Annotated in this window: 11 protein-coding genes; 2 read left to right on the top strand and 9 right to left on the bottom strand. The window is 60.3% G+C overall.

The features are described 5' to 3' along the window. Positions 1–186 precede the first annotated feature (186 nt). The 9 genes from GSQ93_RS36555 to GSQ93_RS36515 form a co-directional block, all read right to left on the bottom strand. Positions 187–1329 (bottom strand): FAD-binding oxidoreductase, encoded by a 1143-nt coding sequence (locus GSQ93_RS36555; RefSeq protein ID WP_158941093.1) that lies wholly within the window; start codon positions 1327–1329, stop codon positions 187–189. Further along, positions 1322–2752, bottom strand: a complete 1431-nt coding sequence (locus GSQ93_RS36550) for an NAD(P)/FAD-dependent oxidoreductase (RefSeq protein WP_158941115.1) — start codon at positions 2750–2752, stop codon at positions 1322–1324. Before GSQ93_RS36550 ends, GSQ93_RS36555 begins: the two co-directional genes overlap by 8 nt. A gap of 23 nt (positions 2753–2775) precedes the next feature. Continuing rightward, positions 2776–3129: a (2Fe-2S)-binding protein gene (locus GSQ93_RS36545; protein WP_158941092.1), complete on the bottom strand. Its 354-nt coding sequence runs from the start codon at positions 3127–3129 to the stop codon at positions 2776–2778. Between the two features lie 33 nt (positions 3130–3162). After that, positions 3163–3957: an ABC transporter permease gene (locus tag GSQ93_RS36540; protein WP_158941091.1), complete on the bottom strand. Its 795-nt coding sequence runs from the start codon at positions 3955–3957 to the stop codon at positions 3163–3165. An 18-nt stretch (positions 3958–3975) separates the two neighbouring features. Next, on the bottom strand, positions 3976–4890 hold the full coding sequence (locus GSQ93_RS36535) for an ABC transporter permease (protein WP_158941090.1): 915 nt from the start codon (positions 4888–4890) through the stop codon (positions 3976–3978). Then, a complete protein-coding gene (locus GSQ93_RS36530) occupies positions 4883–5959 on the bottom strand; it encodes an ABC transporter ATP-binding protein (RefSeq protein ID WP_158941089.1) in 1077 nt (358 codons plus the stop codon). The genes GSQ93_RS36535 and GSQ93_RS36530 overlap by 8 nt, the downstream gene beginning before the upstream one ends. A gap of 293 nt (positions 5960–6252) precedes the next feature. Then, positions 6253–7767 carry an aldehyde dehydrogenase family protein gene (locus GSQ93_RS36525; RefSeq protein ID WP_158941088.1) on the bottom strand — a complete coding sequence of 505 codons (1515 nt, stop codon included), beginning with the start codon at positions 7765–7767 and terminating at the stop codon, positions 6253–6255. 301 nt (positions 7768–8068) lie between these two features. Then, positions 8069–9271: a PLP-dependent aminotransferase family protein gene (locus GSQ93_RS36520; protein WP_254074251.1), complete on the bottom strand. Its 1203-nt coding sequence runs from the start codon at positions 9269–9271 to the stop codon at positions 8069–8071. Between the two features lie 35 nt (positions 9272–9306). Further along, a complete protein-coding gene (locus GSQ93_RS36515) occupies positions 9307–10335 on the bottom strand; it encodes a DUF1338 domain-containing protein (protein WP_158941087.1) in 1029 nt (342 codons plus the stop codon). Between the two features lie 196 nt (positions 10336–10531). Here GSQ93_RS36515 and GSQ93_RS36510 point away from each other — a divergent pair, with 196 nt between their 5' ends. Then, the gene (locus tag GSQ93_RS36510; RefSeq protein WP_158941086.1) at positions 10532–11449 is read left to right on the top strand and encodes a LysR substrate-binding domain-containing protein; all 918 of its coding nucleotides are present in this window, start codon (positions 10532–10534) and stop codon (positions 11447–11449) included. Positions 11450–12191: 742 nt separating this feature from the next. Continuing rightward, positions 12192–14549, top strand: a complete 2358-nt coding sequence (locus tag GSQ93_RS36505; protein WP_158941085.1) for a type VI secretion system Vgr family protein — start codon at positions 12192–12194, stop codon at positions 14547–14549. Positions 14550–14554 lie beyond the last annotated feature (5 nt).

Below are 14554 nucleotides of genomic sequence, written 5' to 3'. Positions count from 1 at the left end.
TGCTTCGTTTCTTTGTCGCTTTGGACAAAGAAATGACGTGCTGCCACGCACAGTGGCTAACAGTGATAAAGAGAAAATCCAACTCTCGCAGACCACTAACACTAAAAGCAGCAACCCGGCATTGACCCCGACCGCTAACCCGGGAACCCAGCAACCGACACCAACCCCGACCTCTAACCCCAGAACCTAGCAACCCGGCACAGACTCCAACCGCCCAAACCGCCCAATAGAAAACGCCTCGATCGGCGTCCCCGATCTCCCCTCTACAACAAGATCAGAAAGCACCTCTCCAACCCCCGGGGCAAGCAGAAACCCGCCACCCGAAAATCCAAATGCATGCAGCAATCGCGGCGTCGTGCGGCTAAGACCAATCACCGGATTATCGTCAGGCGTACTGCCTTCCACCCCTGTCCAGGACCGCAAAAGCAACGCATCTTTCAACGTCGGCAAGAGCGCGCACGCCGCTCTCATCACCGTGCGTGTCGTCTCCGTGAGCGGCTGCGCGTACTCGCCATCACCCAATCCACGACCACCACCAATCACCACATTGCCACGCGATACCTGACGGGCATAAATGCCGCCGCCATAGACGCCAAGATTGTGATCGATGAAATACGGCAGCGGCTCAGTCACCCACATGTTCGGATAGATCGGCTCCATCGGAATGGTCTCGCCAAAGTACCCGGCCACCGTGTTGCCCCACGCGCCGGCAGCATTGATCAACCAATCACTTTGAACCTCGATCGCAGCACCCGAATCATGCCGAGCCCCGACAACAAACCGATCCCCCGCACGCACGATGTTCGTCACCGCGGTCTGTTCGCGAACATCAGCACCGGCAGCACGCGCCGCACGCGCAAATGCTGGCGACACAATCCGCGGGTTCGCATGACCGTCATTAGGACACAGCGAACCGCCCACCGCAGCCGCTCCAAGCCACGGGTAACGGCGCCTGAACGTAGCTCCGCTCATCAACTTTAAGTCGAGGCCGAACGGATTGGCAAGCTGCGCGTACGCTTCAAGCGCCGCAAGATCGGCTTCGCTGCGAGCCAAGCGTAAATGCCCCGAAACGACAAACTCTCCGTCCGTGCCCACGAGTTCCGGCAACCGGTCCCAGATCGCTCGTGCACGCACCGCCAGCGGTAGTTGTTCAGCCGGACGGCCCTGACGGCGCACGCCGCCGTAGTTCACGCCACTCGCCTGCGCACCGCAATAACGACGTTCGAAAAGCCCAACCTTGAGACCCCGCTTTGCAAGCATCAAGGCCGTCGACGATCCCACCAAACCACCGCCGACCACCAGCACGTCAAACCGCAAAGTCTCAGTCATCGCGTGCGTGCTCCGGAATAGCGGCCAGATGATCGGCTTGCGAGGCTTCGTCCATCATCGCTATCGATAAAGGCACGGGTTTGATCGGCGCCTGTCCACGCAAACGTCCGACCTCCGCGATGGGTTTGCCCGTTTCCGCGCTCAGCAATTCCGCCGCCGCCGCGCTACACATGCGCCCTTGGCAACGACCCATGCCCACGCGCGTAAGCGCCTTCAGCCGATTGATCTCGCTCGCCTCGCCAGCGCGAATACAACGGCGCAGCGTGCCGGCATCGATCTCTTCGCAGCGGCACACCGTCATGTCGTCCGGCCACTGCGACGCGCAATCGGAGGGCGGCGCAAACGCCTGTTCCAGCCCGATACGAAATTCGGCGATGTTCGCCAGTTGCCGGTCCAGCTTCGCAGCCTGAGCCTGAGCGTCAGCGTTCCCGGCTCGATATCCAAGGTCTTCCAGCATCGCAAGCGCCGCCCGACGGCCAGCCAGTTCCGCAGCATCCGCACCCGCGATACCCGCGCCATCGCCCGCGAGATAAACGCCCGGCACCGAAGTGCGACCAGCTGAATCGCGCTCCGGCAGCCACGCGCGATTGAGTGGATCGAAGCGAAAACGGCAACCTGCGAGGTCAGCCAATTGCGTTTCGGAACGCAGGCCGTATCCGAAGCCGACGGCATCGCAGGGAATGGTCAGCTCTTGCTCGCCACGGCGATAAGTCATGGCCTGCACGGCTTTATCGCCCGTTGCGCGCACTAGCGTTACGCCACGTTCGATACGAACCCCATGCGCCGCCAGCCAGCCAACGTAATACAGCCCCTTCGCAAAGGTGGACGGCTGACGCAACAAACGCGGCGTCGCGGCGAACTGACGCGAGAACGGATTGGTATCGAGCACTGCTTCCACCTGCGCGCCCGCCTTCGCGTATTGATACGCCACGAGGTAAAGCAATGGCCCCGTTCCCGCGAATACCACGCGACGTCCAATCGCGCAGCCCTGCGATTTCAGCGCAATCTGCGCCGCGCCGAGGGTGTAGACGCCTGGCAGCGTCCAGCCCGGAAACGGCAGCACGCGATCCGTCGCGCCGGTCGCAATCAGCAAGTGCGAGTAAGGCACTGTGCGTTGCCGTCCGGCGTGCAAGGTATCGAGCCGTGCGGCGCCGCATCCCCACACCAGCGTGTCAGGCCGATAGTCGAGTGTCGAAAGTAGCCCAGCCATGGTTGAGTGCACCGCGTCGGCCTTGCCAGCTTCCATGCCATACAGCGTGCGTTTGCTGCGGGCAAAACCCGCATCCGCCGGCGGCTGGCGATAGATCTGGCCACCAGCGCGCGCCGCTTCGTCGATCATGACCGGCACAATGCCTGCCGCCACCAGGGTCTCAGCCGCACGCACACCGGCCGGCCCCGCGCCAACAATGACGACCCGATGCATGCTGTTTTTATCGATAGCCGCGCTCACGCTCCGATCACTCCCGCAGGCCGGGTGAGGACGTGCATGCCGTCCTTGACGAAGGTCGAACACGCCCGAATCCGTGTGCCCTCTTCCAGTTGTACCCAGCAATCCTGACATGCGCCCATCAGACAGAAACCCGCGCGAGGTTCACCGCTGAACTCGGTGTCACGCACGCGCCGTGTGTGCAGCAGGATGGCGCTCAACACCGTATCGCCGGTCAGGGCCGTGATCGCCACGCCGTCCAGCGTCAGCGTAACCGGCTTGCGATGCGATTCCGTAAGACGCACGAATTGCGGCGCGGCATCGGCCACGCTGTGCGGCTGGACGGTGGATGGTGCGCTGGGAATATTTGTCATCGCGTAGAGTGAAGTCGTGGGCGCCCAAGCGAATCAATGCGAACCGATCAGGATCCGGTTCAGTCCATACACGCGGTCGAGCACGATCATCGCCCCGGCCGTAATGAAGATCACGAGCGCGGATACGGACGCCATCATCGGGTCGATCGATTCCGTCGCGTACATATACATGCGCACCGGCAACGTAATGGTCTGCGGCGAAGTCACGAAAATCGACATGGTTAGCTCATCGAAGCTGTTGATGAACGCAAGCAGCCAGCCACCCGTGATGCCGGGCAGGATCATCGGCAGCGTGATGCGGCGAAACGCCGTCCATCGATCCGCGCCCAATGACTGCGCCGCATGTTCGATGCTGCGATCCATGCCGCTCACCGATGCCAGCACCAGCCGCATCACGAACGGCGTGATGATGATCATGTGCGCTGCGACGAGCCAGATGAACGAGCCGGTTGCGCCGATCATCGCGAAGAAGCGCAGGAACGCAATGCCGAGCACGAGACTTGGAATCACCAGCGGCGAGAGGAACAGGCCATTGAGAAATTCGCGCCCCGGAAAACGTTCACGGCCGATAGCAAGCGCCGCCGGCAACGCCAGTGCGAGCGACAATGTAGCCGACGCAAACGCCAGCTTGATACTGTTGAAAAACGCCGAGATGAAATCAGGGTAGTCGAGAATCGCGCGGAACCAGCGCAATGAAAAGCCGTGCGTGGGCAACGTCAGCGTCTGGTCCGGCGTGAACGCAACCAGCACGATGATCACGAGCGGCGCCAGCACGAACAAGATCACGACCGTGTGGAAACTCAGGGCAACGAGGCCGTTCTTTCGCATTGCAGCGGTCTCCTTTGCTTAACCGAGGCTTCTGGAGTAACGACGCTCCAGAACCCGGTAGTACGTGATCATGATCACAAGGTTCGCGATCAGCAACAAAATCGCGATGGTCGCGCCGAGCGGCCAGTTGAGCGAGCCGAGGAATTCATCGTAGACAGCGGTTGCCGCTACTTTCAGGCGACGGCCGCCGAGCAGGCCGGGAATTGCGAACGCGCTCGCCGACAGGCCGAACACCATCAAGCTGCCCGACAAAATGCCCGGTGCGATCTGCGGCAACACGATGCGCCTCAACGTGGTTGACGGCGACGCCATCAGCGAGAGCGCCGCGTTTTCAACCTGCGGATCAAGCTTCTGCAGCGAGGTCCAGACGGGGATCACCATGAACGGCAGCATGACGTGAACGAGCGCGATCACAATCGCGAAGGTGGTGTACTCCAGCTTGTACGGACCCAGCCCGAAGAGGCCGAAGAACTGATTCACGATACCGCCCGTATTGAGCAACATGCTCCAGCCGAACGCGCGCACCACGACTGACACAAGCAACGGTGCGAGGATCACAAGCAGGAACATCGAGCGCCACGGATCACGCATGCGGTACAGCACGTAAGCTTCAGGCGCACCAATCGCGACGCACAGCACGGTCGTCAGGATCGCGATGCCGAAGGTCCGCGCAAAAATGGTCTGGTAGTAGCTATCTGTCAGCACTTCAACATAGTTGCTGAACTGGAATGCCGCGATCGGACCACTGGCCGGATCGAAACGATAGAACGTCAGCACAACGGTCATCGCGAGCGGCGTCAGCACGAGGACCGCGAAGAGGATGAACGCAGGCAAGCTCATCAGCCAGGGCGGCACGAATGCATGCCACGGCGCGCGATCGTTCTTCAGCCCGCCGCTATTGTCGGAACTCGTAGAGTCGATGGTACTAGCCATGGCTCACTTCCTGAAGCACGCGCACGGCGTCACGATGCCAGTCGATACCGACCATCGCACCTTCGGCCACCGGCTCCGTGCCTTCATTCTGGCTGCAGACGAGCACTTCACCAATGGCGGTATCGACACGATAAAGCCATTGGCTGCCCAGGAAAAAGCGGCTGGTGACAGTGGCCGTCAGACGCCCCGTTCCCACCGCGCACAAGTGCAGTTTTTCCGGACGGATGCATAACGTCACCGTATCGCCTTCGCGCCACACCGTGCCCGCCTCAATGCAGGCAATGCCGGTCAGGTCATGCCCGAGATCCACATGGACTTCGTTGTGACGCGCCTCGGTCACCTTACCCGCCAGCATGTTCGCCTTGCCGATAAACTGCGACACAAACCGATTCTCCGGCCGTTCATACGCGCGATACGGCGAGTCGACCTGCGTCACGCGCCCCGCTTCCATCACGACCACGCGGTCGCTGATGGACAGCGCTTCGGATTGATCATGGGTAACCATTACCGTAGTCGTGCCGACCTTGCGCTGAATCCCGCGCAATTCGAACTGCATCTCTTCGCGCAGCTTGGCGTCGAGGTTGGACATGGGTTCATCGAGCAGCAGTACCGGCGGCTTGATGACCAGCGCACGCGCAATCGCCACCCGTTGCCGCTGACCGCCCGACAGTTCACGCGGATACCGCGCCGCGAGCGCATCGAGCCGCACGAGCGCCAACGTCTCGCGAATCCGCTCCGCACACTCGACCTTGCCGACACCGCGCATTTCGAGCCCGAAGCCGACGTTCTGCGCGACTGTCATATGCGGAAACAGCGCGTAGCTCTGGAACACCACACCCAGGCCGCGCTTGTTCGGCCGCACATGCGTGATGTCCTTGCCATCGAGCGAAATCCGCCCGCGCGTTACATCGATAAAACCAGCGATCATTTGCAGCGTCGTCGTCTTGCCGCAACCCGAAGGCCCCAGCAGCGAGACGAATTCGCCTTTTTCAACCGAGAGGCTCACGTCGCTCACGGCGTTCAGATCGCCGTAGGCTTTTGTCAGTTTGTCCAGCACGAGAAACGACACGGTGGCCCCCAGGGTCTAGCGAAAAACAGTTGAACGGACGTGGCGTATTTACGCAAAGGCAACGCAAAAACAGCACGTAGACAGGCGGAACAGATGAAAACGCACCTCTTGATTCAGAGGCGCGCCATAGGACAGTGGCAAGACAGATTCGAGCGCAACAACCGGGGATGACCGCGGAAGCCTGACGTCCGCTTAGGCGCGACGCGGTTGTCGTGCACCCAAGCGGATGAAAGAAGTCGGCGTCGGGGTGGGACGCCAGGTTTAATATCGTTTTTGCTTCTGCTTCAATTAAATCAAACGTCGAACTTCACGCCTTGTGCAAGCGGCAACTCACGGCTGTAGTTGATCGTGTTGGTCGCGCGGCGCATATAGCCTTTCCACGCATCGGAACCCGATTCACGACCGCCGCCGGTTTCTTTTTCACCGCCGAACGCGCCGCCAATCTCAGCGCCGCTCGTGCCGATGTTCACGTTCACAATGCCGCAATCGCTGCCCGCCGCCGACATGAACTGCTCGGCTTCGCGAATGTCGTTCGTGAAGATCGCCGACGACAAACCTTGCGGCACGCCGTTTTGCAGTTCCAGCGCTTCAGCGAAGTCGTTGTAGGTCATTACGTAGAGGATCGGCGCGAAGGTCTCGCGTTCGACCACAGCCGTTTGTTCAGGCATCCGTACGAATGCCGGACGCACGTAGTAAGCATCGGCGTGGCCGCCTACATCGACACGCTCGCCGCCCTTCACATTGCCACCTTGCTCGCGCGCATCGCCCAATGCCTTCTGCATACCGTCGAACGCAGCACGGTCGATCAACGGACCGACAAGCGTATCCGACTCAACCGGACTGCCCACTTTCACCGATCCAAACGCTTTTTCCAGACGCGGCAGCAACTGGTCGACCACGCTGGTATGCACGATCAGGCGACGCAGCGTCGTGCAACGCTGACCCGCCGTACCGACTGCCGAGAAGGTCACGCCGCGCACGACCAGATCGAGGTCAGCGCTGGGCGCGACGATCATTGCATTGTTGCCACCCAGTTCGAGGATGCTGCGACCCAGCCGCTTCGCCAGCACTTGCGCCACTTCAATCCCCATGCGCACGCTGCCGGTCGCGCTGACCAGCGGCACCTTCGGCGACTCGGTCAGCACCTGGCCGACATCGCGTGCGCCGAGCAGCAACTGGCTCAGGCCTTCAGGTGCTAAGCCCGGATGGGTTTTATCGAACTCACGCAAAGCCTTTTCGAACAACGAGTGACAGGCGATAGCTGTCAACGGCGTTTTCTCCGATGGCTTCCAGACCACGGCGTCACCGCAGACAAATGCCAGCGCCGCATTCCACGACCACACCGCGACCGGGAAGTTGAACGCCGAGATCACACCCACCACACCCAGCGGATGCCACGTTTCCATCATCCGGTGACCCGGACGCTCCGAGGCGATCGTCAGACCGTAGAGCTGGCGCGACAGGCCAACGGCGAAGTCGCAGATGTCGATCATTTCCTGCACTTCGCCCAGGCCTTCGGACGTGACCTTGCCGGCTTCCAGCGTGACGAGGCTGCCAAGCGCGGCCTTGTGTTCGCGCAGCACATTACCGAAAACGCGCACGAGCTCGCCGCGTTGCGGCGCGGGCACCGTACGCCATTTGAGGAAAGCGGCGTGAGCAGCGTCGATCTTGCGGGCGGCATCGGCGGGGGTATCTACTGCCAATCCGGCCAGCGTCGCACCGTCGAGCGGCGAACGCGCCGTGAGGGCGTCGCCCTTCCACTGGCCGAGGTCTACACCGAGTGCGCCAAGAATATCGTTCAGTTTCATCACTTCCTCTCTATGTCGGGTGGCTGCCGGGCGCTGCGGCGCGGCCCAAGGCCACGGTCCGTTAGCGCCGCTCTGAAACCCGCTCCGGCGCGAAAATACATGCATTCGTCGGAGCAGAGTTTCAGGGCTTAAAAAAACCGCTGCAATTGATTAATCGGCACGACTTGGTGCGTTGCAGGAACCAACTGCACCTAGCCGGGCGTCCATCTGCGTTCAGGTTATGCGATTAGAACGCGTTTCGCTGGATCTGGCGAGCCTTGGGGGAGCCATCCAGCGGCTTGCTCGTGATCTGCACGTGAATCTATCGGCTCGCCAGAGCGAGCTTGAGCCGCCGCACGCCTTCGAATACTTCGGCCTCGCCCGGCGCCGCGGCGAAAGAAAGACGCATGCTCGATTCGTCCGGATCGCGCGCGTAAAACGCCGGTCCCGGCACATAGATCACGTTCTGCTCGATCGCGCGCTTGAGCAAATCGGCGGAATGGCGGCCGCCCTTCAATCGCGCCCAGACAAACATGCCGCCTTCGGGCATCACGTACTCGATCTCGTCGGGCACAAACTGGCGCAATGCGCTGCACAACGCCTCGCAACGCTTGCGATAAGCCAGCGCGATGGTCTGCACATGGTCAGCCAAGCGCCCGCGCTCCAGGTAGTGGCGCGCCGTTTCCTGCGCGAGCGGCGACGTGCAGAGATCGCTCGTTTGTTTCGCCACGAGCATGCGGCGTGTGATGGCAGGCGGCGCAATCGACCAGCCGATGCGCAAGCCCGGCGCCACGATCTTAGAGAGGCTGCCGAAATACACGACCCAGTCGCTCGCGCCCGGGATGGCATCGGCGAGCGCGGTAATGGGTTTCACCGGCTGACCTGAGAAACGCAGCTCGCCATACGGATCATCTTCGACCAGCACGAAACGGAACCGCATCGCGAGCCGAGCAAGCGCTTCGCGACGCGCCGCCGGCAAGGTTGCGCCAGTCGGGTTCGCGAAGGTCGGCACCGTGTAGAGCAGCTTCGGCCGCGTAGCCGGATCGAGCGCTTCGAGTTGCTCGGTGAGCGCATCCACATCGATACCTTGCGCGTCAGTGCGCACCGGAATCAGCCTTGCGCCCGCGAGCCGCAGCGCCTGAATTGCTGCCGGATAGGCCGGCTCTTCGATCAGCACCGCATCGCCCGGCGCGACCAGGTTCTTGATCAGCAGGTCGAGACCTTGCTGCGAGCCCGTGGTCACGATCACGTCGTCCACATCGCGCGTCACGCCGCGGTCACTCATCAAGCGCAGGATCGCGCGACGCAATGCGGGCGAGCCGGCCGTATCGCCGTATTGCAGGCACGCGATCGGATCGGACGAGTAAGCGGCCTCCATCGCCTGGCCGATACCCGCACGGTCAAAGAGATCCTTCGACGGATATCCGCCCGCGAACGAGATCATCCCGGGCCGGCTGAGATACTTGAAAAGCTCACGGATCGCCGAGCCTTGCGGCGCCTTGAAGGGCTCCGTAAACTCGTACAGATCGGAGGCGGGGTTAGCAGATTCGGCGGAGGAACTCACGCGGCCGCCGTCATCTTGAAGATGCCCGTGGCGTTGCCGGCATCGAAACCGAGATCGAGCTTGCTGCGGCCCGTGGCGTCGTCCATGAACACGTCGCGGCTGATGAACTCGTAGAAGGAACCGGGCACATCGCGCTCGATCCGCGCACCGTCCACGCCGATGAACACCCGACGCACGGGATCGGCCCGAAACGCTGTCTGGCGCACCCGGCCCGTCTTCGAAATTTCAACGCTATCCTTGATCGGACGGCCGAGCGCGCGCTGGGCATCGGCGACGGCGAAGACATCGTCCACTCGGTCCGTCGCGTGATTAAACGCGTTGCCTTCGGTCGCGATCCACGCCATTTCCGCCGACTCGGCGCGCAGCGTTTCATAGTCGGTCAGGCGCGGCTCCGGGTGCTGGCGCTCAAAGCAGCGCACCAGCACGGGCAGCAGGTCGAGGGCAATAGCCAGCGGCAACGAACGGTCGCGCTCCAGCTCGGCCAGCGACGCGACCGCTTGCGGCGTCAGCGGATCGACACTCTCGCCTATCACATTCGTTACCGCTTGCTGGAACTCGGGGCTGAAGCGCTCGGGATGCAACTCGCTGACGAAATACTGCGCGATTTCATCGGGAGCATCGGCGTGCATGTACGAACGCCCCGTCATCTTGATGCGATCGAGCGGGTACGTGCCGTTCAGCACAAAACCCAGCGGCTTCAGAATGCGCGTGAACGCGGCTTCGCCCGGCGGCAACGCGCCGGATTCAGCCCAGCGCACGGTGCGCAACGCGCCGTGGTCGAACTGAACGCGGGTTTGCGTGTGCTGAAGGTCGTCGGTATAAGCGCGGCCTGTTGGCACGCGTTTGAGCAGGCCGACGAACAGCGCCATGTTCATCGCCTGCGCCAGTTCGGCACGGCTGACCATGCCCGGCGTGGCGGGTGTGGCATCGGCCAACACGGACGGCAAGTTCATCAATCGCACTAACCCGGTTACATCCGATTCCGGAAAGGCAACAGCAAGTAATGCGGCGAGATTTGAGTTCATTTGTCCAGTTCCGGCTGATCTAGCGTGGTGCCAAGCGTAACGCGAGCCCAAGGCCCGGTTCGGCGATTCGCTGGAAGGCAATTCTGGAGGGCGGCAAAAAGCCGCGCAATTGATATAAACTCATCACTTCATTCGAAAAAAGAACTAAGTGGTCAAATCCTCGTCGATATGCGACCGCAAACGGTACCGGTAAAACATGAGAAAAGGTATTCCCAATCTGGTCGCCTTGCAGATTTTCGAGGCCGCGGCGCGCCACGAGAGCTTCACCCGGGCCGCCAATGAGCTCTCGCTCACGCAAAGCGCGGTTTGCCGCCAGGTTGCGGGACTAGAGAGCCGCTTGGGCGTCGCATTGTTCCTGCGCGTCAAGAAGCGGATTGTGCTGACCACGCACGGCCGTGATTACGCGGCGCTCGTGCGCAAGAATCTGGACCGGATTGAGCGCGATACGCTCGAACTGATGGCGCAACGCGGTGTGGGTCGAATTCTGGAGATAGCGGTCGTTCCTACGCTCGCCAGCCAGTGGTTGATCCCACGCCTGCCGCAATTTCGCGCGCTGCGGCCGGACATTACCGTGAATCTGTCGATACGCACCGAGCCTTTCCTGTTCAGCGATTCTCCCTTCGACGCCGCGCTTTACTTCGGCGATTCGGTCTGGCCCGGCACACAGGGGAAGCTGCTGTTCCGCGAGGGCAAGGTCGTGCCGGTGTGCAGCCCCTCCCTGCTCGCAGAGAGCGCGCCCGGCGCATCGATTTCACTCGAACAGCTTGCTGATTCGCCGCTACTGCATTTATCGACACGGCCCGACGCATGGCGCACCTGGTTCCGTTTAAACGGACTTGAGCACGATGTGCGGGCGGTACGCGGCGCGCGCTATGAATTGTTCACGATGCTCACCAGCGCAGCTCAGGCGGGCTTGGGCGTCGCGCTGCTGCCGGAGATCTTGCTCGCGGACGAATTGTCATCCGGCCGGCTGGCCGTGCCGCTGAATAAACCGATGTCCGGCAAGTCAGGTTATTACCTCGTCGCGCCCGATGAAATTGCCCACGACGAGCCGTTTGTCGCGCTCTCGGACTGGTTGAGCTCGATCGTGCCGCAAACGCAAGAGGAGGTGTAGATCAGCAGATCAAAGGGCCAGCGGATCCAATTCTATGGAAGGGCCGTTGGACATCGGTTATCACGACACGGTGCTGATGATCGATGCAAAGAGGCTCCCCTATCACAACAACCAGCGTGGAACCTGGCAGGGACTAGGCAGGGGTTGATCTGGCTGTCGAACGATTCAGAAACCAAGGGCACGCGTTTGCCATGGCAAACCGAGCCGGCCACGCAAATAATGCGCGTGGTCACGGTCGCGCCACCGGGAGCGCGTTCATCGACGTCGCCGAACGCGCAAAAATACCCCCACTTCGCCGTAAGCGTCGCCAACTCAGCGCCCTCCTCCGCGCTTTCCGGACACCGCGGCATGATCGATTTCTGCCGCATATGAAACCGCACGCTTTCTTCGTCGTACGGCGAACCCCATGCCATCGGAACAGGAGCGGGATCATTCAAAAAATTCGACCATCTTGATTCTCTATTTTTTCCTTATTTTGATCAGTACAACCAATTTCGCGAAAAATAGAACACGTGATTCGCGGAAAAATCTACTTAAACCATACTCAGAAAAATCCGATTTTTCCGTCTGCAACCATTTGTGACCTAAAGCGCTTTCCTCTTTGCGCACGTTCAACGATCATCCACGAGTTTGAATATTGCGCGAAACAATCAGGGGTAACGTTCCGCGTTTTGCATCGATACACGCCGTTCAAAGTAATGCAAACGCAAACTTTGCGAGACAAATCGAGGAGCTTAAAAAGATGGCGGAAAATGATCGGGGAGCGCAATCGAAACGCTCACACGGCGAACTCGTAACGGGCCGGCAGGCGTATCACGTTGACGTGCCGAGCGCGGCGAACGCGAAGGACATTGCGGTGGTTTCGTATAGCGCCCGCGAGGGTATGGCCATACCCTACGAGCTCGTCATCGAATTTACGCACCCGGAGTTGCTCTCTCGCGCCGACTACCTCGGCCGGGATGGGCACTTCACGATCACCGCCGAAGACAGTACTGAGCCGCGCATCTATCGTGGCGTTATCGCGAAGTTCACAAGGACCAAGAAGACCAAAGACTTCTTCCGCTACACGATCGTGATCGTGCCGCAGATCGCGCGTTTGCGCCTCGTGCAGGCAAGCCGCGTATTTCAGCACCAGAGCGCGCCGCAGATTATCGAATCGATCTTGCTGCGCGATAAGTTCATGGACCATCAGTTTGTGTTCAAACTGCGCCGTGAATACCCGGTCCATGACTTCCGGTTGCAGTATCAGATGTCGGATTTCGACTATATCGTTTTGCTATGCGAGCAAGAAGGAATTTTCTTCTATATCGAAAACGGGAAGCATGGTGATTTAATCGTCTTCGGCGACGACGTCGATCACTACATCTACACGCCTGAATTGAAGGTTCCGTATCGGGAGAACGCGGGTCTTGAGGCGGGGATTGAAGCGGTGTTCGCGCTTGAGACGCACGCCGAAGTGGTGCCGCAATCGGTGATGGTCGCCGACTACAACCCACTGATCGCGTGGGAGCGATTCAAAGACGAAGCCAACGTCGCGATCAACGATACGACGACCTACGGCACGCCCTACATCTACGGCACGAATCACCTGACCCAGGACGGTGCGCAGTGGGAAGCGCAGTTGCGTCACGAGGCGGCCATTGCTTGGCAGGTGGTCTATCACGGGCAGAGCAATGTGCTGGAGTTGCGACCAGGCCGCATTTTGCGCATTGATGAAGCGCTGCCCGATGCGCCCAGTGGGCAGGTGATTATCGAGGTGACGCACTCCGGCGGACGCGGCGTGGCTTACACTAATTCGTATAAAGCGATCCCGTCCGATCGACGATTTCGGCTAAAAATTGACGAAAATAAGTGGCCCAAAATCAGCGGGGCGCTCAGTGCGCGCGTCACGTCACCGAACAAATACCCCTATCCGTACGTCACGAAATTCGGTCATTACGTAGTTCGGCTCGACCTCGATTTCGACGAGTGGAATCCGGGCGGCGAAAGCGTGCCGCTGCGGCTTGCGAAGCCCTTCGCGGGTGGGCTGCAAACGGGCTTTCACTTCCCGGTACTCGACGGCACTGAAGCGGTCATCATTGCCCGCGATGGTGACCCGAACAAGCTCTTCATTTCGCAGTTCCATCACACGAGTCTGCAGACCGATCTGATTACCAACCAGGACCGGTGGATGTCGCGTCACGTTATCCGCACGCAGAGCGATAACAAGCTGCAAATGGAAGACTGGAAGGGCGAAGAGCACGTCAAGTTCAGCACCCAGCATTCTGGCAAGAGTCAACTGACCCTCGGTCATATCGTCGATGGTAAACGGCAAAAACGCGGTGAAGGCTATGAGCTAAGGACCTCCGGCTGGGGGGCAATTCGAGCGGGCAGAGGCATGTTCATTTCCGCCGATGACCAGCCTTCTGCAAACGGCAAACAGCTAGAAATGACTGCCGCGCAAGGGCTGCTTGAGCGAGCCCTTCAAGAGATGCAGGCGCTCGCCGATGCGGCCAGCGCGGCACAGGCCATCGCTGCAGACTACGAAGAACAAAAGGAACTGCTGAACGATACCCTGAAGGGCCTTAAGCAGGCTGGAATTCTGGTTAGCGCGCCAGCGGGCATTGCCCTGACATCGGGCGAACATCTGCAGATTACCGCGGCGGAGAACCTAATCGCAACTGCCGGCGGGAACGCCGACATCGGGGTCTTGAAACGCTTCACGGTCGCAGCAGGCGAAGCGGTATCACTATTTGCGCAAAAACTTGGGATGAAATTTTTTGCGGCAAAGGGGAAGGTTGAAATTCACGCACAAACTGACGAAATGACACTGGCTGCGCTTAAAAATTTGACGATCACCAGCACAGACGGAAAGCTCATCCTGTCGGCTTCAAAAGAGGTATGGATCGGCGCAGACGGTTCATATATCAAGATAACAGGCACCGGCATTGAGAATGGAACCTCCGGTGACATTGTCGAAAAGTGCGCTATGTGGGACACCGCCGGGGCTAACTCCATGCGTCTGGCACCCCCGCAACTCAGTACAGGTGACTTGAAGGAGTGCGCCTGGCGCTCTGCCGCGGCGTCTGGCGAAAGTGCATCCATAGTTCAACTTGATTGAGCGGA

It is taken from the genome of Burkholderia sp. S171, from assembly GCF_009766085.1.
Lineage (GTDB): Bacteria > Pseudomonadota > Gammaproteobacteria > Burkholderiales > Burkholderiaceae > Caballeronia.
This window is presented reverse-complemented; position numbering and strand designations above follow the sequence as displayed.

What these genes read in the sequence shown, in the direction of transcription:
- GSQ93_RS36555 (WP_158941093.1), bottom strand. Translation starts at nt 1,329, where the DNA reads ATGACTGAGACTTTGCGGTTTGACGTGCTGGTGGTCGGCGGTGGTTTG.
- GSQ93_RS36550 (WP_158941115.1), bottom strand. Translation starts at nt 2,752, where the DNA reads ATGCATCGGGTCGTCATTGTTGGCGCGGGGCCGGCCGGTGTGCGTGCG.
- GSQ93_RS36545 (WP_158941092.1), bottom strand. Translation starts at nt 3,129, where the DNA reads ATGACAAATATTCCCAGCGCACCATCCACCGTCCAGCCGCACAGCGTG.
- GSQ93_RS36540 (WP_158941091.1), bottom strand. Translation starts at nt 3,957, where the DNA reads ATGCGAAAGAACGGCCTCGTTGCCCTGAGTTTCCACACGGTCGTGATC.
- GSQ93_RS36535 (WP_158941090.1), bottom strand. Translation starts at nt 4,890, where the DNA reads ATGGCTAGTACCATCGACTCTACGAGTTCCGACAATAGCGGCGGGCTG.
- GSQ93_RS36525 (WP_158941088.1), bottom strand. Translation starts at nt 7,767, where the DNA reads ATGAAACTGAACGATATTCTTGGCGCACTCGGTGTAGACCTCGGCCAG.
- GSQ93_RS36515 (WP_158941087.1), bottom strand. Translation starts at nt 10,335, where the DNA reads ATGAACTCAAATCTCGCCGCATTACTTGCTGTTGCCTTTCCGGAATCG.
- GSQ93_RS36510 (WP_158941086.1), top strand. Translation starts at nt 10,532, where the DNA reads ATGAGAAAAGGTATTCCCAATCTGGTCGCCTTGCAGATTTTCGAGGCC.
- GSQ93_RS36505 (WP_158941085.1), top strand. Translation starts at nt 12,192, where the DNA reads ATGGCGGAAAATGATCGGGGAGCGCAATCGAAACGCTCACACGGCGAA.